This window comes from Nitrospira sp., assembly GCA_005116745.1.
In the GTDB taxonomy this organism is placed as follows: domain Bacteria; phylum Nitrospirota; class Nitrospiria; order Nitrospirales; family Nitrospiraceae; genus Nitrospira_D.
The window spans coordinates 81,302-104,168 of record SWDS01000007.1 but is presented as its reverse complement, the minus strand read 5'-3'; the positions used below and the strand labels follow the sequence as shown (position 1 = coordinate 104,168).

The 22,867-nt window shown below is 54.6% G+C and carries 22 protein-coding genes, 1 tRNA gene and 2 pseudogenes; 18 read left to right on the top strand and 7 right to left on the bottom strand.

Translation table 11 applies throughout. The features are described from left to right. Positions 1 to 99: 99 nt before the first annotated feature. Positions 100 to 1,140 (bottom strand): PA0069 family radical SAM protein, encoded by a 1,041-nt coding sequence (locus E8D52_11255; GenBank protein TKB67840.1) that lies wholly within the window; start codon positions 1,138 to 1,140, stop codon positions 100 to 102. A 373-nt stretch (positions 1,141 to 1,513) separates the two neighbouring features. Between E8D52_11255 and serS the strand changes: the two genes are divergently transcribed. From serS to E8D52_11225, 6 genes and pseudogenes are all read left to right on the top strand, one after another. Further along, positions 1,514 to 2,800, top strand: a complete 1,287-nt coding sequence (serS, locus tag E8D52_11250) for a serine--tRNA ligase (protein TKB67839.1) — start codon at positions 1,514 to 1,516, stop codon at positions 2,798 to 2,800. 212 nt (positions 2,801 to 3,012) lie between these two features. Next, positions 3,013 to 3,288: a type II toxin-antitoxin system prevent-host-death family antitoxin gene (locus tag E8D52_11245; protein TKB67838.1), complete on the top strand. Its 276-nt coding sequence runs from the start codon at positions 3,013 to 3,015 to the stop codon at positions 3,286 to 3,288. Continuing rightward, the gene (locus tag E8D52_11240) at positions 3,240 to 3,551 is read left to right on the top strand and encodes a hypothetical protein (protein TKB67837.1); all 312 of its coding nucleotides are present in this window, start codon (positions 3,240 to 3,242) and stop codon (positions 3,549 to 3,551) included. The genes E8D52_11245 and E8D52_11240 overlap by 49 nt, the downstream gene beginning before the upstream one ends. Before the next feature lie 51 nt (positions 3,552 to 3,602). Next, positions 3,603 to 3,851: pseudogene (locus E8D52_11235) on the top strand (serine--tRNA ligase). A gap of 316 nt (positions 3,852 to 4,167) precedes the next feature. After that, on the top strand, positions 4,168 to 4,536 hold the full coding sequence (locus tag E8D52_11230; protein ID TKB67836.1) for a hypothetical protein: 369 nt from the start codon (positions 4,168 to 4,170) through the stop codon (positions 4,534 to 4,536). Then, complete coding sequence (locus tag E8D52_11225) at positions 4,533 to 6,128, top strand: tetratricopeptide repeat protein (GenBank protein TKB67835.1); 1,596 nt, start codon at positions 4,533 to 4,535, stop codon at positions 6,126 to 6,128. Before E8D52_11230 ends, E8D52_11225 begins: the two co-directional genes overlap by 4 nt. Here the strand turns inward: E8D52_11225 and E8D52_11220 are convergent. Continuing rightward, a pseudogene (locus E8D52_11220) lies at positions 6,114 to 7,220 on the bottom strand (IS4 family transposase). The gene E8D52_11225 and the pseudogene E8D52_11220 overlap by 15 nt on opposite strands. 149 nt (positions 7,221 to 7,369) lie before the next feature. Between E8D52_11220 and E8D52_11215 the strand changes: the two are divergent. The 10 genes from E8D52_11215 to E8D52_11170 all read left to right on the top strand — a co-directional run bounded on the left by E8D52_11215 (position 7,370) and on the right by E8D52_11170 (position 15,199). Beyond that, on the top strand, positions 7,370 to 7,882 hold the full coding sequence (locus tag E8D52_11215) for a tetratricopeptide repeat protein (GenBank protein ID TKB67834.1): 513 nt from the start codon (positions 7,370 to 7,372) through the stop codon (positions 7,880 to 7,882). A gap of 306 nt (positions 7,883 to 8,188) precedes the next feature. Beyond that, on the top strand, positions 8,189 to 8,392 hold the full coding sequence (locus E8D52_11210; protein TKB67833.1) for a hypothetical protein: 204 nt from the start codon (positions 8,189 to 8,191) through the stop codon (positions 8,390 to 8,392). A 308-nt stretch (positions 8,393 to 8,700) separates the two neighbouring features. Beyond that, positions 8,701 to 9,075, top strand: coding sequence for a hypothetical protein (locus E8D52_11205; GenBank protein ID TKB67832.1), 375 nt, complete (start codon positions 8,701 to 8,703; stop codon positions 9,073 to 9,075). Positions 9,076 to 9,434: 359 nt separating this feature from the next. Further along, complete coding sequence (locus E8D52_11200) at positions 9,435 to 10,193, top strand: hypothetical protein (GenBank protein TKB67831.1); 759 nt, start codon at positions 9,435 to 9,437, stop codon at positions 10,191 to 10,193. A gap of 262 nt (positions 10,194 to 10,455) precedes the next feature. Further along, positions 10,456 to 10,545, top strand: a tRNA-Ser gene (locus E8D52_11195). A gap of 209 nt (positions 10,546 to 10,754) precedes the next feature. Continuing rightward, positions 10,755 to 11,294, top strand: a complete 540-nt coding sequence (locus tag E8D52_11190) for a hypothetical protein (protein TKB67967.1) — start codon at positions 10,755 to 10,757, stop codon at positions 11,292 to 11,294. 101 nt (positions 11,295 to 11,395) lie between these two features. After that, the gene (locus tag E8D52_11185; protein ID TKB67830.1) at positions 11,396 to 11,941 is read left to right on the top strand and encodes a hypothetical protein; all 546 of its coding nucleotides are present in this window, start codon (positions 11,396 to 11,398) and stop codon (positions 11,939 to 11,941) included. A gap of 259 nt (positions 11,942 to 12,200) precedes the next feature. Beyond that, on the top strand, positions 12,201 to 12,620 hold the full coding sequence (gene msrB / locus E8D52_11180; GenBank protein ID TKB67829.1) for a peptide-methionine (R)-S-oxide reductase MsrB: 420 nt from the start codon (positions 12,201 to 12,203) through the stop codon (positions 12,618 to 12,620). 270 nt (positions 12,621 to 12,890) lie between these two features. Beyond that, positions 12,891 to 14,048, top strand: coding sequence for a hypothetical protein (locus E8D52_11175; protein ID TKB67828.1), 1,158 nt, complete (start codon positions 12,891 to 12,893; stop codon positions 14,046 to 14,048). Between the two features lie 257 nt (positions 14,049 to 14,305). Continuing rightward, on the top strand, positions 14,306 to 15,199 hold the full coding sequence (locus tag E8D52_11170) for an NAD(P)-dependent oxidoreductase (protein TKB67827.1): 894 nt from the start codon (positions 14,306 to 14,308) through the stop codon (positions 15,197 to 15,199). A gap of 643 nt (positions 15,200 to 15,842) precedes the next feature. On the opposite strand, the gene E8D52_11165 is transcribed toward E8D52_11170, so the two are convergent. From E8D52_11165 to E8D52_11155, 3 genes are all read right to left on the bottom strand, one after another. Next, positions 15,843 to 16,076: a hypothetical protein gene (locus E8D52_11165; GenBank protein ID TKB67826.1), complete on the bottom strand. Its 234-nt coding sequence runs from the start codon at positions 16,074 to 16,076 to the stop codon at positions 15,843 to 15,845. A gap of 158 nt (positions 16,077 to 16,234) precedes the next feature. Further along, on the bottom strand, positions 16,235 to 16,555 hold the full coding sequence (locus E8D52_11160; protein TKB67825.1) for a cupin domain-containing protein: 321 nt from the start codon (positions 16,553 to 16,555) through the stop codon (positions 16,235 to 16,237). Between the two features lie 35 nt (positions 16,556 to 16,590). Next, positions 16,591 to 17,031, bottom strand: coding sequence for a hypothetical protein (locus tag E8D52_11155; protein ID TKB67824.1), 441 nt, complete (start codon positions 17,029 to 17,031; stop codon positions 16,591 to 16,593). Between the two features lie 125 nt (positions 17,032 to 17,156). Between E8D52_11155 and E8D52_11150 the strand changes: the two genes are divergently transcribed. Further along, on the top strand, positions 17,157 to 18,020 hold the full coding sequence (locus tag E8D52_11150; protein ID TKB67823.1) for an HDOD domain-containing protein: 864 nt from the start codon (positions 17,157 to 17,159) through the stop codon (positions 18,018 to 18,020). Next, positions 18,017 to 19,432, top strand: a complete 1,416-nt coding sequence (locus E8D52_11145; protein ID TKB67822.1) for a Si-specific NAD(P)(+) transhydrogenase — start codon at positions 18,017 to 18,019, stop codon at positions 19,430 to 19,432. Before E8D52_11150 ends, E8D52_11145 begins: the two co-directional genes overlap by 4 nt. Before the next feature lie 247 nt (positions 19,433 to 19,679). Here the strand turns inward: E8D52_11145 and E8D52_11140 are convergent, their stop codons facing one another. Both E8D52_11140 and E8D52_11135 read right to left on the bottom strand, forming a co-directional pair. Then, entirely contained in the window at positions 19,680 to 19,919 is a 240-nt protein-coding gene (locus tag E8D52_11140) for an IS30 family transposase (protein ID TKB67966.1), read from the bottom strand. Positions 19,920 to 20,559: 640 nt separating this feature from the next. Then, positions 20,560 to 22,695, bottom strand: a complete 2,136-nt coding sequence (locus E8D52_11135) for an EAL domain-containing protein (protein TKB67821.1) — start codon at positions 22,693 to 22,695, stop codon at positions 20,560 to 20,562. Positions 22,696 to 22,867 lie beyond the last annotated feature (172 nt).

Below are 22,867 nucleotides of genomic sequence, written 5' to 3'. Positions count from 1 at the left end.
GCAAGGCCGCAGCGAGCGAAGAGACGAAGGCGTACGCTTCGGTACGTTGAGCCTCTGAGCGATGCGAGAACGCCGCTGGCGGCCTTTTTCAGCATCCTGCTAAAAGAGTGAGCCCTGTTCCCCGCCCGGACGACGAAACGTCTGTGGAACCGCGATCGTAACATCGTCATTAAATCCTGCCCGCCGTCTCGCCAGATCGAATAGCTGTTCGATCAACTCCCAATAGGGTCCTTGCCCTACCTGCCGCGTGAAGAATCGGCTCTCCGTCAACGACCCGCCCCTGATCTCACGGAGTCGATTGGTGATCTTTCCAATCCGTTTTGGAAAGGCCTCCCCCATCCGATCCAGAAATACCGCCTCCAGACTGCCGGATAGTCTCAACAGGCTATGGGTCGCAGTACGGGCGCCGGCACCATACGCACGATCCAACAGTTCAGGAATATCATCTTCATTCAGACCAGGAATGATCGGCGCAATCGAAAGACCGGTTGGGATGCCGGCGTCGGAAAGCGCCTTCATGGCAGAGAACCGTTTCGTAATGGACGGAGCCTGGGGCTCTACCTTTCTAGCCATCTCGTCTGACGCAAAGGGAATACTAAAGTAAACCAGGATCCAGGCCTCATGGTGTAACTGCATGAGCACATCAAGATCGCGCAACACCAACGCGCCTTTCGTAATAATACCGACAGGGTTCCGATAGTCTGCACAGACCTGCAGACAGGCTCGGGTCAACTCGTACTCTGCCTCAATCGGCTGGTAGCAGTCCGTGTTTCCTGAAAAGACGATCAGCTCTCCAGGCCATGAAGCCTTCTCAAATTGCTGCCGAAGTAATCGTGGAGCATCTTCCTTCACCACGATTTTGCTCTCAAAATCGGTTCCCGCACCGAACCCCCAATATTCATGCGAAGGACGTGCATAACAATAGGCACAGGCATGAAAGCAGCCTCGATAGGGATTCACACTCCATCGAAACGGTAAATCCGGACTGTCGTTACGGCTCAGAATCTCTCGCGTCTCGTCTGTATACACCATCAATTGCGGCGAGGCGACCGGTTCCAGAAGGTCCCGATGCTGCGACTCAAATGGGTTGGGAGGATTGGAGATCTGGCGCATGGTCGACATCCTGTTCTTCACACCCATTCGATGTCAATTCCATAGGGAAGCCATCGGCTCATGTCCCCTGAGCTGGCCATTCATTGACTCTGTAGAAATCGAGTGCTAGATTCCAACCGCTTTCTAGCAGGATATTGAAATAGGCCTTCAGCTTCGTTCTCGCATTGCTCAGAGGCTCAACGTAGAAGGCGATGGAAAGGTGCTTATCCGCTCGCATGTGATCGAAGCGAGCGGTTCAAGCAAAGCTTGGTATGTACCTCCTCGCCTCTTCGCTCGTTGCGGCCTTGCTGAAAGGCCTATTTGAACATCCTGCGCACGAATCCGATTCAGTCCATCACCTGCGAGGGGCCGAACGTCCGTGAGTTCTGAAATGTTTTCAGCAGCCTGCTAAGAGCGACTTGTGTACGACCTGAAGGCACTCCGCGAAAACCTCGACGACATCCGCACTGCTCTCGGACGACGTGGGAACGACGTCCCGTGGGCTGATCTCCAAAAGTTGAGCGAGGAACGGCGAGCCGCGACGACCGCAGTTGAGCAGCTCCGATTCGAGCTGAATAAAGGCTCGGAAGAGGTGGCTCGGCTGCGACGAGCCAAAGAACCGGCCGAAGCGGCCATGGCCGCGATGAAACAGTTGGGGGATCGCATCAAAGACGCCGAGGGAGCCCTCCGCAAGGTCGAGGAGTCGCTCACTGACGTCGCGCTTCGCATTCCCAATCTTCCCCATGCCTCGGTCCCGGTGGGGGCTGACGCCTCGGAGAATGTCGAAGTCCGTCGCTGGGGCACCGTGCCGTCTTTTTCGAGCCCCCCCAAACCCCATTGGGAAGTCGGAGAGCAGCTCGGCATCTTGGATTTCGATCGAGCCGCGAAGATTGCCGGAGCCAGGTTTTCCGTCATGACCGGAGCCGGTGCTAGGCTGGAACGAGCGCTGATCAACTACATGCTCGATCTGCACACCACCCAGCATGGCTATCGAGAGGTGCTGCCTCCCCTCATGGTGAACCGTGCGTCGATGACTGGGACTGGTCAGCTTCCGAAGTTCGAAGAAGATCTCTTCCGCATGAAAGACGAAGACTACTTCCTGATTCCGACTGCGGAAGTACCGGTGACGAACCTGCATCGTGAGGAGATCCTGGGTGGAGACCGCTTACCGCTCCGCTATACGGCCTACACACCTTGCTTCAGGCGAGAGGCTGGGTCCTATGGCAAGGACACGCGAGGCCTGATCCGGCTTCACCAATTCAACAAAGTCGAGCTCGTGACATTTACGACACCGGATTGTTCATACGACGAGCTTGAGCGGCTGACGGGTCATGCCGAGTCGATCTTGCAGGGGTTGAACCTCCCCTATCGAGTCATCGCACTCTGCACCGGGGATATGGGATTTTCTTCGGCGAAGACTTACGACCTTGAGGTGTGGCTGCCTTCACAGCAACAATACCGAGAGATCTCGTCGTGCAGCAATTTTGAATCGTTTCAGGCCAGACGCGCGAGCATCAAGTATCGGCCGACCGGGGGAAAGAAAGACACGAAGACCGACTTCGTTCATACCCTCAATGGTTCCGGCTTAGCCGTCGGACGAACCGTGGTGGCTATCTTGGAAAATTTCCAGCAACCTGACGGCTCGGTGGAGATCCCATCTGTACTGCGGCCATATATGGGAGGACTGGAAAGAATACAGAAAGAATAGAATCCCAAGAGTGGCATGATCCTGTCGCGCGTGATCTCTAGGGTCGAGCAATCTTGGTTGAAAAGTTATCCCCCCCCCTAACCCCCACTATCCTTCTGTGGCAGAGCAAATTAGCTTCCGTACACCACTGAAGTGACTAAGCGCAACGGTCCTTGACTTCGTTGCGGCGAGACTCTACGATGTAGCCACACTTGCAACTACAGGAGAGAGTCGTGAGATTTACCAACGTACGCGATCTGAAGGCCAAGACATCTGAAATGCTCAGGACCGTCGAACGAGGGAACACCGTCCTCGTCACCACCCACGGGCGCCCGACCGCCATGCTGGTTCCCGTAACGGAAGACGACATCGAGGATGCCTTGTTGGCCTATAGCCCAAAACTGCGGAAGAAGATCGAAGAGGGGTTGAAAGACATCCGCGCTGGCCGGTCCATGTCCCTATCCGACTACAAGGCCACACGGAGGAGAAAGAAAGTCCGTACCGCGTGACCTGCCAGGTGTTTCTGTCCGAGAAAGCACAACGCGATCTGGATATCTTCTCCGTCAAGATCGCCAACCAAATTCTTGCCGACTGTGCCCGCCTCGCCGACGATCCCTTTCCAGACGGGAAACGGATCAAGAAGTTGCAGGGCTTTAAGGAGCCGTTGTATCGATTACGAGCGGGCGATTATCGGGTGGTCTTTAAGCGATTTGGGGCCCGCATTGACATCGTGCGCGTGCTGAGTAAACCGGATTTTCAGAAGGCTTACTGAGGGGGCCAACCACACAATAGGCTCCCGGTATCTGTCTGTGCACGCCTCAGTCGAGAGATTTCGTCCTGCAGCAATTTTGAATCGTTTCAGGCCAGGCGAGCGAGCATCAAGTATAGGCCAACCGGGGGAAAGAAAGAGGCCAAGGCCGACTTTGTCCACACGCTCAATGGGTCTGGCCTAGCTGTCGGGCGAACCGTGGTAGCGATCCTGGAGAATTACCAACAGTCGGATGGCTCGGTTGAGGTACCTCTGGTACTGCGGCCATATATGGGAGGGATGGACAGAATCACCAAAGAGTGAGTCTATCCCATCGCCCTCCCAACGAACGCCACACAGCGACCGAACGTGCCTGTCTTGAAAATCCCGAAGCATCAGTCCTTGAACCCCGCGAAAAACTTCGAAACCACGCTTGAACACTGACGATTCCCCTGCTCACCTGAGTACCGTCTTCTACCGCCGATTCCCGTCCTTTACCGCCTGATACCGCATTCTATTCCCCCCGTTTATCCCCTCGCCTGGGAACCGCCTCCGGCCTTTCGTTAAGCAACAGGTACAGCCTCGATTTTAATTATGTTTAGATGTATTCTTCAGACCCTCATCTTGGGATAAATACAACATGGGTGAATGGGCAAAGGTCGTTACTCATCCGCTAGGGCTGGCTGGGTTTGCGCTTTTTACTTTTTTGCTTTTCCTCACATGGCGACGAACTTCCTTTCAACCAGTTTGGGCGCAGGTATCGTTCATCGTCATGGCATTCATCGCACTGATTGGAGGCCTTTGCTTAGCATACATCAGCACTACTTCGCCCACTGCTGAGAAAACAGCCACTACGCAAGAACCATTGCCGAGACCGAACGCCCACGAAGAAATTTCTCAACAAAAGACCTTCGGTGATAACAAGGTTGACCAAAAGACCTCAGGTCCGGGCAGTCCTGCTATTGCCAACACCAGGGGAGACGTCACTATTACGGTTACCAATCCATGATGTTTCGATGGTGGTTCATAGTCGGCATCCTCCTTTTTCCAACGTTAGGGTGGCCTATGTCCACGACCCAGCGCACCGAGGGCTGGTGTAGCCCCGCCATAGCAGGAGTTAAAGGTAAGGTAACAATTAACTGCACTGGAGTTGATCCAAAAGTCGTCAAGCGGCTTAATGAATTTCTAGATGAAAAAGACAACGAATTAGGGAAAGCAAGACGATCTCTCGACGAGAAAATCCAAGAAGCCAATGAATGGATCAAGAAGTACAAAGAGACAGAAGCGAGACTAGCCGAAGCCGGCGAGACCAATGAACTCGCCAAACAGGCAAAAGCGTTGCTCGATCAAGGTGAACTTGAACAAGCAGGCCACCTATATGACCAGGCCTTAGAACGACAAGAAAAAGAAATACTTAAAATTGCGGAGAATCATTTCAATCGAGGTCGAATCTATGAATTAGAGTTTCGTCCCGATCAAGCCTTACCGCATTATGAGAAGGCATCCCAATATAGAACCGAAAATCCGATTTACCTCTTCGCGTACGGCACCACACTACTGAAACAGAACGACTATACCAAGGCTGAGCGTGTGTATATTGAATTGTTATCCGTTCTGCGCAAACTCACCCCGGCTGATACCGACGCACATGAATACGTTATTGCAGCAACCCTCAATAACCTCGCGAGTCTCTACCGAAAGATTCAGAAGTTTGACGAAGCGGAGAAGGCATATCAAGAAGCGCTCATTATCCGTCGGAGGCTTGCACAAACTAAGCCAGTCGACTATGAGCCTGATGTTGCTGCCACGCTGAACAACCTAGCCAATCTCTACGGCTCAACCCAGCAGTTTGTCAAAGCACAACAGATGCATCAAGAATCCCTCACCCTCCGGCGGAAACTGGCCAAGGCAAATCCCACTGCTTATGAGTCCGCTCTGGCAGAAACGCTCAACAACCTTACTCATTTCTACGAAACCGCTCAGCAATTCAGAGAAGCGGAAGAAGCGGGCCAAGAAGCGCTCACCCTCCGGCGGAAACTGGCCAAGGCAAATCTCAACGCATACGAATCAACAGTGGCGGATACGCTTCACCTCCTTGCAAGTCTCTATAGAACGACGCAGAAATTTGATGAATCAGAAAAAGCACAGCTGGAAACTCTCACTATTCGTCAGAAGCTGGCCACGTTGAATCCAGCCGCCTATGAGCCGGGACTCGCGGAGACGCTTCACAACTTAGGCAATCTCTATTCCGATCTCAAGCGAATCGGCGAGTCAGAAAGAGCGTTTCAAAAAAGCCTCGCCATCGACCGGAGGTTGGCTAAAACTGATCCCGCTGCCCATGAGCCTAATGTTGCGCTGGCACTTAACAATCTGGCCAATTTGTACAGCGAGACGAAACGGTTTACCGAGGCGGAGGATTCATTTACAGAAGCCCTCACCCTTTATCGACGGCTGGCTCAAGTTAACCCCGCTGTCTATAATTCCGATCTCGCCATGACTCTAAACAATTTCACTAGTGTCCGGTTAAAAATCAAACAGAATCATTTGGTTATGGGGTGGTGGTGCCATGATTCCGGTAGTGTCAGGCTGCAAGGCGCATGAAATAAGGGTTTTCTCGAAAATCGAGACCGACAATATCTGTAACAACGTGTAGAGCGAGGCATTGAGGTGGAGCTCCTTTTTGACAATGGCAATCAGCACATAGGTGGACACGGCGCACCAGATTTGCGTCTTCACCGCGTTCTCGCTCGTGCCCAGAAAACGCTTGATGCGCAGATGTTGTTTGATCCATTTGAAGAACAACTCCACGTGCCAGCGGTTCTTGTACAACGCGGCAATAGTCAACGGCGGCAGCGTCGTGTTGTTGGTCAGAAATACCAGCGTCTTGCCCGACACGGGGTCTTTGTATCGGATGCGCCGCAGATGTTCGGGATAGTCGCGGGACACGTAAAAACCGTTGAGCCGAATCGATTGATCGCAGATCACTCCCGTGCGTCGGTCGGTTTTGGTCGAGTACACACGCTGTGCGTCCATACCGCGTTTGGCGCGGGTCACAAAGAACGCGCCGGCCTGATGCAGCGTGAAGAGTCGGCGGAAGTCCAGATACCCCCGATCCATCACGTAAAACGCCCCCGCTTCGATGGGCAAGATATCGAGCACCTTGACGTCGCCCATCTTGCCATCGCTGATGTGAATGAAGGCCGGGATCGCGCCACGCAAGTCCAGCAGCGTGTGCATCTTCACCGCCGCCTTGGTGCTGCGAAACGGTGCCCAGTCGAACAGACTCAAACACAGATCGATCGTGGTCGAGTCCAGCGCGTAGACCGTCGCATCGAGTTCCAGCCCGGTTGGCTCCTTGGCGTAAAGATCGCGGGCACGCAGAATCAAGCGCATCGCCAGCGCATGATAAATTTGCCAGTCGCGCTGGTTCAGCGCGTCCGAGAGCGTGGATCGGGCAGGAATACCGCTCAAGCCCATGTGAAACAGTTTGCTGTGGTTGGACGCCAAGCAGGATTCGATGTCGCGCAAAGACTCGCGCCACGTCAATTGCGAGAACGCCATCACGCGAAACAAATCGGCGCAGTCCAAGGTGCGCACTCCCGCATCTCCGTCGTGTCGGTCGATGATGCGTCCAAAGGTCTTCCACGGAACGTACTCCATGACTTGCGCAAACAGTGTCTTGCCCACGTTCATACGGCACTCCAGGTTGGTTACACCCGAAATGATCGCCAATGCTCAATTTGAAATTCAAATCGTGGACATCCATGAATCTCTTAAAACCCTTATCCATATTGATGTTGCCGCCGGCACGCCGCAATTTAACCGGACACTAGTGATACAATTTGGCAATTAACTTTACCGAAACTAGGCAGTTCACTAAGGCGGAGAAGACATATGATGAAGTCCTCTGCCTTTACCGGCAGCTGGCAGAGGACAATCCTGCTGTCTATGAGTTAAAACTCGCCGGGACACTCATGAATGCAGGAGGCTTTTATCACGACACTCAGCGCTTTAGTGAGTCAGAAAGAGCGTTTCAAGAAAGCCTCCCTATAATCAAGCGGCTGGCTCAGGTCGATCCTGCTGTCTATGAGTCATATGTGGCCTTAGCACTCAACAATGTGGCAACCCTCTATCGTGATACTCAACGCCTCGACGAAGCAGAAAAGGTTTATCTTGAGGCACTCGCTCTCTATCGGCAGCTATCCAAAACCAATCCTGCTGTTCATGAGCCTGCGCTGGCGGTGACGCTTAATAATCTTGGAAAGCTCTACCGTGCCAAGCAACAGATTGCTGAAGCCCAGAAAGCATTTCAAGAAGTGAAGGAAATTCGACAGAGAGTTGCTGAGAGACAATAGAGAAACGCTTGTAGATGCTTCAGGATAATCAATGTACTCAAGCGTTAATCAAAAAAGCTGGGGGGCAGATCTTGTATTGTGCATGCGACACAGAATGGGTATCGGGAAATCGGTGTGATTCGAGGATCTGACTCAAATCTCCAAGCTTGTGCGTTGATCGAGCATCGTTCGGTTACTACTCAGGAGCCTCGTGCTAACACTCTCAACAATTTCCAGCACCCCAGCTCCGATTCTTCACACCTTGAATTGTGAATCGAACTCGTGTACAAACCCGCCTCCGTTTAAGACAACACCAAAGGAGTCGAGATGGCCGCACAATGGTCCCTGAGTCAAGAAGAAGAAGACCTGCATCGCCAGACTCTCTTTCGAAAGGCGAGAAAGGGCGACGCGAAAGCCACGTTGGAATTACAAGAAGTCTATGGCGTGCGACTCTGGTCAGAGCATGAACGGGCAGAGTTGGTGTATGAAAATCCCCGACATGCAGCCAAACGCGGGAAACAGAAGGCTTGAACGTAACCGGGCATGGATCGGGCAAGAACCACAAGGTGCGGTGTGGAGACTTTCTGGAACTGGGCGACATGGTCGCCTGCCTCCCTCAGAATCGGCACACTCTCCCTCCGGCATACGCTCAGATACCATTTCCGCTTAGCGGCACCGCTTCAAACGTGACCGTTACTCCCCGCCTCCAACAAGCCTAGCGGCATCATATCTGCTCGGTCACTGGTGGTCTTGCACTGCACCGAAGCCGGTGACTATGCTGAACGGAGGGTCCTGATAGAGGCCACACTCCCCACAGCACGTCAGAATGGAGCGAACTCATGGATTCACTTGTCACCTGGACGAAGGTCGTGTACGCCCTGCACGCGTTCAGCCTGCTGACCGGCATCATCGGCACGGCCACAGTGGTCGGCGCCTTCCTCACCGGCTGGCCTTCGATCATTGCGGTCATTCTGAACTACATCAAGCGGAGCGAGGCTCGCGGCACCTGGCTCGATTCGCACTTTCACTGGCAGATCCGAACCTTCTGGTTTGGACTGCTCTGGATCTCCCTCTGCGGGGCCTTCATCATCGCGACATTGGGGATCGGCCTCCTCTTCATGTGGCTCCCGATCGGTCTGGTCGGACTCTGGTTCGTGTATCGGATCATTCGCGGCTGGGTCACGCTGAGCGATAGACGCCCAATGGATGTGTGAGCTTCGCAGACTTCACAGGCACACGACTCCCCTCCACAATCGGTATGCCTCCACCGAGTCATGGGGTCTTGTCCCATGTTCGATTTGCACCACCAGGACAAAAAGGAGGACCATATAGTTCCCTACTATCATCGAATATAGTTTCAAAGACTTGTCCGAACCAGAACTCAGTCCTGTAGCACGCTACGACGATTGCTGATGTACGCAAATCAACTGCATCACGTTTGAGAAGCAGCAATGGCATCCGCCCCCGTAGCGTTCTCTCGATCAGCTTCTGCTGCATTTTGGATAGCCTGGAAAAAGGATGCGTGCTATGGTGCGCTCGACTAGAGGCGGACGCCTCTCGGTGGAGTTCCTCATTGAGTACAATGCGCTGGTCCTACCTACTATCTAGCCTTCTCGTCTTTATTGTCTCCTGTACCAGCATTTCAGGTGCGCAGGCGCAAGCACCATCAGGTCATCAGGATGTCTCCGCTGAAACTGGTGGCACCACTGATCATCACGGTCATGCCAGTGGACGCTGGGAAGGATCACCGGAAGGCATTGCCTATTCGGAGTTTAGCCATCATTTCACTGGTCTCTGCGACATGCTGTTTGGGTTTGCAGAGTTAGGCTACGCCCTACAGTATCCCTTGCCATTGTGGACCCGCCTTGCCCTGCCGACTATCCTCGGTGTAGTCGGAGTCTACAATATGATCTGGAGTGACCATGACGCCTGGCCGATCGGCTCCCTCAGCTTTGCCGACACATTTTTCGGCCAGGATCGGGAAATGATCGAGCACAAGTTCTGTGCAGTTCTTGCCATCGCCATAGCCGTGTGCGAGGCACTCCGACGAACCGGCCGTGTGCGACATCCAGCCTGGGCAGCTCCATTGGTATTCTTAGCCCTGGCCGGAAGCCTCCTACTCTTCGTCCATTCCCATGCGAACCATCCCGGCGCAGCCAGGATCGACCTTCATCATGCAGTGTTGGGAACCGTGGGGGTCATTGCGGGTCTGTCCAAGGGCCTGGCCTCCTGGCTACCTGGTGCATCGCCTCAGGTGAGGAAGTGGTTTGAGGTTGGGTGGGGAGGAGGCGTCGTTCTCTTTGGTCTTCTACTCGTTCTCTATTCCGAATAGAACGGATGCTGCGGCTCGTGAGTAGTGAGACTTTGTTGGAGAAGGTCTCACTTGCACAGGGAGCAGGACACGTGTTCCGGTCTGGTTCCACATCTCAAGCGCTGATGCCAACGTGCTGAAGGTTCTCGAAGAAACGCGAATGGGTGTTTACCAAGCCCACCGGAACGCCGTATACTGCGCGATCTCGTCACCGCTTGAAAAGAACAGGATGCTCCGGGGTCGAGCGAGCGTGGTCATCATATAGAACTCAACAGGTCGGTTTGGAGGGGTGACGGAGCGGCCGAACGTGCCGGTCTTGAAAACCGGAGATGGGGTAACCCATCCGCGAGTTCAAATCTCGCCCCCTCCGCCATTATCCCTCGCGAATTTCTTGAACGACCATCTCGTCGAGTATCCTGGCCAGGTGACGGGGGTATGAGGGCCGACCGTTTTCCCTCGTCTTTCATGGACTCTCTCCTACTTCCATGTATGCGATACAGTGGATGGGAGCTCGAGCATCAGGCTCAGAGAGGTCACGACTTGGTCACTCGAAAAGAGTCAGCCGTGAAGACAAGTCTCTCGATGCTCATGAGCATGTGCGCACTGATCCTGGCAAGCTGTGCAGGAATAGAGTCGAGACCGCCCCTGCAAACTGTGGCGTCGGTGGACCTCGCCCGTTACGCCGGGACGTGGTATGAGATTGCGCGGCTCCCCATGTGGTTTCAGCGCCACTGCATCGACTCAAAGGCCATCTATACGATTCGTCCTGATAGTACGATCGGCGTGCACAACGAATGCGTGACCGATACCGGCGGGCTCGATCAAGCCGACGGCATCGCGACGATAGTGGATACACAAACAAATGCAAAACTGGCAGTCACATTTGACAATTTCTTCGCGCGGCTTGTCGGCCCCTCCAGAGACGGTAACTATTGGATCCTCGATCTCGATCCGGATTATCAGACGGCTCTTGTCGGCACGCAGAACCGCCGCTATCTCTGGATACTATCCCGCAGCCCACATCTTGACGACGTGACCTACCAACGCGTGGTCGGGAAAGCTCAGCAACTCGGCTTTCCCGTTTCAGACCTTATCCGAGCGAAACGCCGTTCGCCCATGTAACGGTCGTGATGCACGTAGACTGTCCAGTTGACACTCGCCTCTCCGCCACGTAGGTTTTCCATTTTTCTGACCACGCACTGACTCAACCGGACACGCACACCATGGACTGGTCGTTACTCATCGGCCTTCTGACTTTCATCGTCTGCGCAGGAGCAGGGATATACTTTTGGCGTGGATTCGTTGATCGACTGAGGAACGACTTCCGGGCTGAGCAGCCCGCTCTGCGCATCACCAACCTCTCGACGTTCCACGCCGGAGATGTCATCACACTGACGCCTGATTTGGAGAACGTTGGGCAAGGAGTCGCGTATGATTGCCTGCTTCAGCTCAGCGGATGGGAGGGCAGTTTTTCCGTCAAAGCCCTGTATTCACATGGGCCTCGGTATCACAAACACTCGATTCCCATCGTGCTGGGACCGGCCACGCCGATCCGCGTGAAACCACTCAGCCGGTGCTATTTGAGATTAGTCTGCCGTGATCGCTGGGAGCAGCCGTACGAATATTGGTACCCCGTGACCCAAGTAGAGAATCTGAACACTCCCCTGCATGACGTTCACATCAACCTTGCAGAACCTGAACTGACTGAGCCGAACCCATCTCTCTGGACAATATGGAAACTTCTTCGGAAGATTTCTGCCCCTGATTGACCTGAGAAGACCGGCATCCTTTCCAGGCGGTGATGACCGTTCCGTAGGGACGGGATCACGCTGGATGGCCGATTCCTGGCCTTCACCGGTTTGAACGCCGAGGAACGATACCAGACCTCCCCTTGAACCCTTGCATTCTGAATTCCCGAACCGTACCATTTATTACACCATACAGAGGGGATTGCCGTGCTCATGAGGAACCCTGTAAGACTTCAGCGTGCCGTTCGACTGACACACGTAACCAATGAAGGGAGCCCCGATGCCACCTACAGTTCAGATCGATCCAATCGTGAAGATCACGAAGAGTGATGAGGAATGGAAGAAACAACTGTCCCCCGCCGCCTATCGTGTCTTGCGGCATGAAGATACAGAGAGAGCATTCGTCAACGCACTGCATGACAACCATGCGTCAGGGATCTATTACTGCGCCGGCTGTGATTTGCCGCTCTTCTCATCCGAGCACAAGTTTGACAGCCGTACCGGTTGGCCCAGCTTCTGGCAGCCGATCGATCCACGCGTGATCGAGACGCGAACCGATTCCCAATTCTTCATGTCCAGAACGGAAGTTCATTGCGCGCGATGTGAGGGCCACCAGGGCCATGTGTTTAAGGATGGGCCGAGACCCACCGGCCTTCGGTACTGCATCAACGGCGTGGCCTTGCGATTCGTAGCCGGCTGATCGGTACAACTCGTTACCATTTCCCGCTCGATCAAAGGGGTTCCTGCCCACCACAGCGCACACCGTGCCGCAGCTTGAGCCCCACTGGCACTCCGCCGCTCATTCACGGTACAATCCCCAACCACGAATCATCAAGGCAACGTCGCGATGTTCTCCCGCATACTACCGTACACATTTCTTGGGCTGGCTCCGCTGCTTTTTTCATGCAGTGAGTCATCCAGCCTGTTCAGCTCAAAAACATCCCCCTGTTCCCTGATAACCGTTGCAGACGTGGAACGGGTGCTTGGAGAACCGGTTCGGGAGGGGACTCTAGCTGATCCAACAACCTGTATCTTCAAAGCCCACCAGAATGCGGGAAATGCCGTCACGGTCCAGCTGGACAACGCACCTGGTACGGACCGGCGGGCATGGTTCAATAAAGAGCGTCTGCGCCGTGACAGCCATCTTATTCCAGGCCTGGGCGATGGAGCGGTGCGAATTGACTCCTCTCCGACCCTGTCCCGACTGACCTTCATGCATCGAGACGCGTTTGTGACCGTGATCGTCTCTTCGACCCAACAGAAACAACTTGGTGAATTGGTCACCCAATTGAGCAGGACCGCCGCAACCCGATATGGCGCATCCTTGACGGCCACGCTCCCTCCCTCCGCCCCACCCTCCATGTCTGGCCGTGGAACCCACACCGAGACCGTCGCTCCACCGGCCCCCGTCACGCTCACACAAACACGTCCTGCCCCGTCAGGTGCCCAAGTTGGACCAAAGAAAGCGACGTCATTTGATCCGACGAGCCTGGTGGGAACCTGGCATACGCATCTCACACAGGGGACGACCCAGCACGACATGCTCCTCATCATTCAACCCAATCTCACGTGGTCACTCTCATCCATGATGCAGTTTGACGGAATTTTGAACGCTGAAGCAGGTCTGTGGTCACTCGAGCGCGCCAACACGTTCAAGGGCCTTGGATGGAAAGGGACCTACCGCAAGGCGACGTCCAAATCGTTTGCGAGTACCGGCAGTGTTCAGGCCAACTGGACAAGACTCTCAATCGATCAAAACCCCACGCGCATCCCAGCCGAGCTCTGGAAACTCCGACGCGACGCCACGAGCGTACCGGTCTTTCAACTCAAGACTGTTGATTCTGATCTCGTCGGCCAATGGGAGGGATCCGGCACCTATGCCGGAGGTTCCGCCGCCTTCGTGTGGCTCATCAAACCCTCCGCCGCGACTGATCTGCTGATTGTCAATACGCTCCGCGGGACCGTGTACACCAAAGATGGCATCCCTCAACTCCAACCTGTTCAAAAGCAGCATCAACGTGTCAGCGTCATTGCCTTCCATGACCGAGGATTTACCACGGCCGATGGGAAGAGCAACCTCCGATGGACCAAAGTTCGTTCTGAACCGACGGAAGACCGTCAACTTTAGCCCACATTACTCATGAACGTTTCAACTGCAACCGCCGATACGCCGCTGCGACTAGCTTGGCCGCAAGCTTCGCGCGGCCAAGCGGGCAGGCTCGCCCTTCGTGACCTCGACATACTGTTTCAAGTATGCCTTGGCCCCTCAGGGCTCCGCGTGCCCGTCTCGCCTGGCGTCTGGGCGGTTTCGTCATGAATCGTCATGAATAATGTGGGCTAGCGATCCCATCTTTGATCCTAGGCCTCCAGAAAGGATGCCCTGTCATGGCTGACACAAAAGCTCGCATCGGATTCGTCGGTGTCGGTCGGATGGGGGCCAATATGGCCAGACGCCTGAAGGATCACGGATACCGCATCGCGGCAGTTCAGGATCATCATGCCACCGCATCGCAGTCGCTGGCACTTGAACTGGATTCGGAAGCAGCCGCGTCACCAGCGCGGGTCGCGGAACTATCCGATATCGTCATCACCGTCGTATCGGACGACGCGGCGATGCGGGACATTTATTCGGAAGTGGACTCGACCAGTCTGATGGCTCACGCGAAAGATCGACTCTTCATCAACTGTGCGACTCTTACGCCGGCACTTCACATCGACATCGAACAGGCCGTTGAACGGCGGGGTGGCGCAGTCCTTGAAGCCTGTATAGCAAGCAGCATCACCCAGGCTCGGCAGGGCACCTTGTATATCATGTGTGGGGGCAAGCAGAACGTGTTCAACCGGGCTCGCCCGGTGCTGAACAGCCTCGGTACGATAGTACGATATATCGGCCCAGCTGGAGAAGCGGCAACAGTTAAAGCGCTCGTCAACATGGTGATGAACAGCAATACCGCAGCCTTGGCAGAAGGGTTAGGCCTGGGGAAGGCACTGGGAATCGATCTGACTCTCCTGCGTGAGGTATTCAGTCAGACCGGAGCTGCCTCGCGAGTACTGGAAACAGATGGAGAAGATATGCAGCTCCGTGCGCACGACTGTTACTTTTCAGCAGCCCACGCCGCGAAAGACTCGGCCATCGCGCTCGACTTGGCCAAAGGAGCCGGCCTCTCCCTACCACTCGCACAGGCAACCGTGAGCCAATATCAACGATTGATTGAATTGGGCAAAGGTGACCTGGATAAATCTGCGATTGCCGAACTGACGTTTCCTGATCGCCTCTGATTGCTAGTGAGCTTCAGCTCCATTGCAGGAATCTCGCTGTGCAAGGAAAGAGCACCGCTGTTCGCCAAACCCTACGCTACGGTTCCATATATATAACTGGTTGATATTCTGAATGTTGCCTCAGTCTTATGGTTAATTAGACGATCCCCTCGTTCTCTGCAGCCTTCACTGGTGAAAACACTCGCGCTCCGTGTGTCGAGCTAACAAACTGATTTCATTTGAATATTTAGTTGATGTCTATTGGTACGGATGATGCCACATCTCCTTACGTAACAGTTGGTCCACATGAGGCTTCAACCTGGAGGGCGCGATGACGTATATCGTGGGACTGTTATCGTTCGTACTGTTGTTTGCCCTGGGAGTCGGAGCTGCCTTCATCGTGACCAGCCTGTGATGGCATGACCGCCAGCAGGCAGCCCAATCACTCAGAAACCGATCAGCCAGAGTACCCATATCCATAGCAGACAGGTTGGCGCTCGGCTTGATGCGTACTTGATCGCACTCAAAAGGACGACTGATTTCTTTCTTGCCGACTATGCCAAGGAATTGGATCAGCAAAAGACTGAAGTGGAGAAGTTACGGAGGGACACTATAGCCCTAACACATGTCGAGGAGAGTCAACGGCGAGAATTACCGGGCGGTTTCAAGTTCCACGTGCAACGGGTGAATACTGGCGCAGTCGGCCATTCGTATGCTCGTTGATGCCGCGTTGCCAGGGGCTGTACGGATCGGCAAAGAAGATCGGATCGTGAGCCGCTGGGCCACCTGCTCGTGCTCGAACAGCTATTTGGTTCTGACGTGTATCGGAAGGGGTTCCCAAGACAAAGATGAAGGCCTGGAAGAGACTGTTGTCAGAGCAGCAAATTTGGCAAGTCATCGCCTATCAGCACATGTATTCACACGACGGAAATCCGTCCGACCATACGGACTAGAAGCCATAATCATCCGATTCTGATCCGACAGACGAAGGGGGAGAACGCGGGAGACCGCTTCTCCTCTTCATCTTTCAGAGCAAACAGCAATCCCCTGAATCTATCAAGATGGATTCGGTGCGACAAAGACCAGCACGCTAAGCCGCCCGCTTGTATGATTCTTCACACCATGCTCTTGCCCAGCTGAAGCCATCGTGCCCTGCCCTACTTCGAGTACTCGCTGCTCGGTGCCGACCTGAAACGTCCCTTGCCCCTCAAGCACAAGATACACCTTATCCTGATGGCCATGGACATGCCCCTTTTGCTCCTGGCCAGGCTCTAAGCAATAGATGTCACAGAAAAACCGCTCCGTTTGAAACAGGTTATTCTTCTTCATCTTGTCACTGCTGAACTGTTGATAATCGGCGAGTGTAACCACCTTCATTCTCAAGACTCCATGAGTGAATACGTCAACGCTATTTATGGGAGATGAGACAGCAGTTTCTGATATGACTGCGTGAGTTCGTTCAGAGCCGTCGTCATCCCCTCCTGCACGTCATGCCATTTGGCATCCGTGGCACCCTTCAATTCGTCTAATCGCTCTTTGGCACCATCTTTCTTCTTCTCGAGCTCATGCAGTGACTTCTGTAGCTCTGCTCGTGTCGTTTCAGACGTTTTTGTCACCTTCCCACGCAGTTCGACGATTTGCCGTTGAAGCGCCACCAACTCGTCATGCGCTTTCCTCTCAATCGCCTCCTTTTGCTGAACGGTATACTCCTTGGTCGCCTCGATCGTCTCGCGGGCCTCTTTGACGATCTTCTCGGTCCCAGCCTTTGACTCAGCGGCGACGCCCTGCGGGACGCTTAATCCGGCGATTGCCACCCACAACACCCCCATCATGAATGGATATTGATACATCATTCCCTCTCAAAACAGATAATTGTATGGTCGGCGACCATTTCCAAGTCACCACCGCTCAACTTTCCTCGGGAAGCAACCGACAAAGGACGGTCATCGATAGATAGTCCTCATTGAGGAGCCCCTCTATGCCTTCTGACATCCAGCCGGCCGCGAGTCAACTTGAGCAGCTCGAACAGGCCTTAGTTCAGAAAATTAAAACCGGCGACGTCGAACTTCCCTTGCTCCCGCAAGCTGCCAGCAAAGTGATGGCACTCGCGTCAGATCCAAATGCCGATGCGGCCAAGCTCTCAGCATTGATTCATCAAGACCAAGCGCTCGCCGCACACGTTCTCCGGATTGCCAACTCGCCGGCCTATATGCCCCGCAGTCCGGTCGTCTCGCTCCAGCATGCTGTGGCCATGCTAGGCATTACCTTGCTGTCCGAAATCGCCTTTACCGCATCCCTAAAAACCGGCGCCTTCAAAGTACCAGGATATGAAGACGATGTAAAACAACTGTGGCGCCACTCCTTGGCAAGCGGAGCCTTCGCCAAGGAAGTTGCGCGCATGAGGCGAGTCAACGTCGAAAGTGCCTACCTCTGCGGTCTCTTGCACGCCATCGGAAAGCCCGTCGTCTTGCGAACTGCGACGACCCTTGCAAGTCAACAGCGCATCGCTCTTGAGAAACCCGTCCTGTCTGGCTGGATGGCCGGCTATCACACCGAAGTGGGGTCCATGATCGCCGACAAGTGGGGCCTCCCCAAACAAGTCGCAGTGGCCATTCAGTACTACGGAGACTACGACCATGCGACAGAATTCCGTCAGGAGTGCCTGCTGACCTGTGTGGCCAATCGATTAGCCAGTCATCTTCTGACACCTGACGAAATGCCGGAGGACACCCTTCGCGATCATTCCGTCTTTGCTGAATTAAACCTGTACCCTCAAGACATCGATACACTCCTGCTGACAAAAGATCAGGTGTTAACCATTGTGAATGCCATGAACCTATGAGTACACCAAGCACGTATGACATCATTGTGATCGGAGCAGGTCCCGCTGGACAGAAAGCGGCAGTCCAGGGCGCCAAGGCCGGTAAACGGGTTGCCCTCATTGAACGAGAACGCGGGATTGGAGGCAGCTGCGTCTATCGTGGAACCATTCCAAGCAAAACATTGCGAGAAAGCGCCCTCCAACTCGATCGACTCAAGCGGGCCGGTGAGGTATTCCAATTCAGTCTCAAGCCGGACATGCACATTGCCACGCTCTTGAGCCGCCTTGAACAAGTCGTTCAGGCCCACGATTCTTTCATGAGCCAGCAACTTCGACGCAATGGTATCTCCCTGCTCCATGGACGTGCGCACTTTCTGAATGATCACACCATCGAGATGCAGACCGTCGATGGTGCACAGCAACAGCTGACTGCCGGCACTATCGTTGTGGGCACGGGGTCACGTCCCAGAAGTCCGCAGGAGATTCCTGTCGACCATGAACATATCCTCGACAGCGACTCACTCCTCTCCATGATGTACCTGCCGCAATCGCTGACGGTCATCGGTGGTGGGGTCATCGGCTGCGAATATGCCTCCATATTTGCTTTGCTTGGGGTTGAGGTCACACTGATCGACCGTGCACCCTATCCGTTACAATTCATGGATCGAGAGCTCGTTGATCAGTTTGTGCAAGGACTCGAACAGTGCGGCAGCCACTATCGAGGCGAGTGTCAGATCACACAAGTTCGGTGGGACCAAGTGGCGCATGTCCTCACAACATTGCACGACGGAACTGTCGTGAAGAGTGAAAAGATGTTGGTCGCCCTTGGGCGACAAGCCAATATCGAAGACCTAGGTCTCGAGGCAGCCGGCGTCACGGTATCGGACAAGGGGCTCATCCCGGTCAATCAGTATTGTCAGACGAATATCGAGCACATCTACGCCGTGGGTGATATGGTCAGCGGCCCGGCACTGGCGTCCAAGGCCATGGAACAGGGCCGACGAGCGGTCCGTCATGCGCTGAACCTCCCGGTCGGTGATGCCGCGTCAACCATCCCGCTAGGAATCTATACGATTCCTGAAATGGCCAGCATCGGCTTGGATGAGAAGAGCGCCAGAGAACGGTATAAGGATCCGTTGATTGGACGGGCGAAGTTTGAGGAAGTTGCGCGTGCCCAGATATCAGGAGCAAGCCATGGCCTGCTCAAGATGGTCGCCGATCCGGACGGAGACCGACTGCTCGGCGTACAAATCGTCGGCGATTCAGCCACAGAACTGGTCCACCTGGGACAATTGGCTCTCCAGAGCTCGGCAACGGTCGAATCCTTTATCGACAACGTCTTCAACTTCCCCACCTATGCGGAGACCTATCGCATCGCCGCTCTTGATATTCTTGGGCAAGTCGCGAAACGCCGCGCGGCCAAAGCCGCATAGTAGTCGCTCGCATCTTAGCCTCAATCGACTCCCTTAGTAGACGATTCCGTCGCTCGCTCCACATCGTAGCTTGACCCCCTTTACTGAGTCGATGCCCCGAGTGAGAACCTAATCTTATTAGCCTTGCGAGCCGACACTACAAAACACAACCGCGAATTTCAGCAGTCTAGCGATGCGGCCAGTCCGTTGTCACTTGCAAGATCGCTCAGAACCAATATTGACGTTACGATTGAAAATCCTGGCGGTTTCAAGTTCCAAGTGCAACGGGTGAATGAAGGCGCCACTGCGCGTAAGCTTCCAAGGGCGTGGCAACGTCGAGACATTTTCGTGGGCGCGTGTTCAGCCGATGGGCGATGGCATTCAACGCACGCTGGGTATAACCGGACAAGTCCGTCCCTTTGGGCAGGTACTGGCGCAGCAGGCCATTGGTGTTTTCGTTGGTGCCACGTTGCCAGGGGCTGTACGGCTCGGCAAAGAAGATCTGGATCGCGAGCCGCTGAGCAACTGCTCATGCTCGGCCATCTCTTTGCCCCGATCATACGTCAGGGTTTTCCGCAGTGCGGCAGGCACGTGCCGGAGTTTCTTCGTCAAGCCCTGGCGGGCACTCGTCGCATCCGTCCCCTCCATCCGGGCCAGGATGACCCGGCGGGTCGTCCGCTCCACCAAGGTCCCGACAGCCGATCTATTGCGCGCTCCCTTGATGAGGTCGCCCTTCCCAGTGACCCGGCACGGTGCGAGTGCTCACGTCGGCGGGACGCTCGGCGATGGGCGTCATGTTGGGAATCTGGCCGCGGCGGTCTGCGCCTCGTGCCCGAGGCCGGCGGGCCTTGCGTGCCTGACGCAACGCCGCCAACAGCTCGCTCCGCAGCGCTCCGCGTGGCAGCACATACAGGCCTACATAGATGGTCTCGGCCGAGAGGTGCTTGCTCATGTCGTCAGGATACGCGCGTCGGAGCCGCCCGGCAATCTGCTCGGGTTAGAACTCAAGGTGGGAAAATTGAACGGGAAACCGCGCATCCTTCCGTTGTTCCGTCGATTGACTTCCACGATGCTATGGATTACGTGTTCTTTGTTATGCCGATCAATACCAATTCCACCACTGCGGCTCCAAAACCCTATGCTGCCCGTCAGTTGCGTGGCGGAGAGCTGGTCCGAGCGAGGAGCTCCACAAATTCTTCTTCAGGCATAGGCCGACCAAATAGATACCCCTGGACTTGATCGCACTCTTGTTGACGAAGTAGCTCCAACTGTTCCTCTGTTTCCACGCCCTCTGCCAACACGGAAAGATTCATACTGTGAGCAAGAGAGATGATGGCGCGAGCAATTGAGGCATTGACCGCGTTGCATGTCATACCCAGGACAAACGACTGGTCAATTTTGAGGCTATTGAGGGGAAACCGCTGCAAATGGCTCAATGAGGAATAGCCGGTCCCAAAATCATCGATCGACAGCCTGACGCCCAGAGCCCTGAGTTCCTGCAACATGGTGATGGACGTCTCTACATGTCGCATGGTGATGGATTCTGTTAATTCCAACTCAAGACATTCCGGATCAATCTGGGTTTCCTGTAATGCCCTCGCGATCGTGCTCGTCAACAAGGCCCCGTGAAAGAATGAATTGGATACGTTGACCGATACCCGAATGGGAGTGCACCCCGCATCTTGCCATGCTTTGTTTTGCCGGCACGCCACGAACAACACTTCTTGGTCCAATTTCTGAATCATTCCGGTCTCAATCGCCACAGGAAGAAACTCGGCAGGCAACAACATTCCCCGATGAGGATGAAGCCATCGAACCAAGGCTTCTGCACCAACAATCCGCTTGGTCCGAATTTCTACTTGTGGCTGGTAATACACGATGAACTCGTGGCGTTCCAACGCCTTCCGCAAATCGTTTTCTATCTCAAGTCGCTCTGCCGCCAAAGCATTCATCGTTCTCGAATAGAACTGAAAGTTGTTCCGACCCTCGTCTTTGGCGTGATACATCGCGACGTCTGAGCTCTTCAGCAGAAGATCCACCGAATCTCCATCAGTTGGAAAGATCGCGATCCCTACACTGGCCGTTACGGAAATCTCATGCCCATCGATCAAGAACGACTTAGACAACGCTTCCAATATGCGACGCGCGACCATCCCGGCATCCTGAGCATCACGTATGTTGGTCAGCAACACGGTAAACTCATCTCCACCTAAGCGGGCGAGTTCGTGCGTTTCGCCCTGCTCCACCGACCGGCCAATTGAATCGCTATGCCGAACAGAATCCGCCAAACGGTCCGCTACCTGCTTTAAGAGTAGATCGCCGACGTTATGGCCTAACGTGTCGTTGATGACTTTGAATCGGTCTAAGTCGAGGAACAAGACCGCCAGAGTCGTTTGGTAACGACGTGCATGGGCCAGCGCTTGCGTGACACGATCTTTGAATAAGACGCGGTTCGGCAGCCCGGTCAGGCTGTCATAATAGGCCAGCCGGTGGATTTCCCGTTCTGAGCGCTTTCGTTCGCTGATATCCTTTGCTGTTCCTACAATCGTTAACGACTTCAGCCGATCATCGAATACCGCCTCGGCCTGTATATTCACGGCAAACTCACCCCCGTTCGGCAGGATGATCCGATGATCGATATCGCACGGCTTCCGCTCCCCAAGAATCGACCTCAGTGCGTGGTCGACACGATCGCGATCCTCTTCATGGACCATCTTGAGAAAGGCTCCCTTCGTCCCTCCGAACTCTTGGAGCCGAATGCCCATTAACCGACAGAGTTCCGGCGACGCCGTAAAGCGATCCGTAGGGGGATGCCATTCCCAGTTACCGATCTTGGCGATCCGTTGCGCCAGGCCAAGCCGAGCTTCGCTGCGCAGCAGTGCGTTGATCGTGATGCTTCCACGCAACATGTACCGCACCCGATGTCCAAGGATAGCCGCATTCATCGGTTTGGCGATGAAATCAGTCGCCCCGTGCTCATACGCACGGGCAATAGAATCGGCGTCGTCCAAGCCGGTCATGATCAAAATCGGCACACGGCTCCCCTCTGCCGACTCACGAAATTTCGCGCAAGCAGAAAATCCATGCATGACCGGCATCACGACGTCCATCACAATGAGGTCCGGATGCCGAGAGGCAAACTGTTCGAGCGCCTGTATACCGTTCGATGCTTCGCACACCTCGAACCCTACGTGTTCCAACGCCTCACGGACGAATACTCTGAAGAACTCTTCGTCATCGACAACCAAAATCAATGCGGAAGTTTTCTCGTGTTCATCTTTCATGTCAGGATAGTTCTTCCTTACGGTTTGCAGAAATCCAGTACAGTCCAACGAACAAACGGCTAGGCTGGTCAGGATTACAACCACAAGCGACCTGCGTAGCCCTCTTCACCGACAACCCCTCTCTTGCTCGCCGAACGCAGTGATATTCCGCCTCAGTGAACGCAACTGAGAC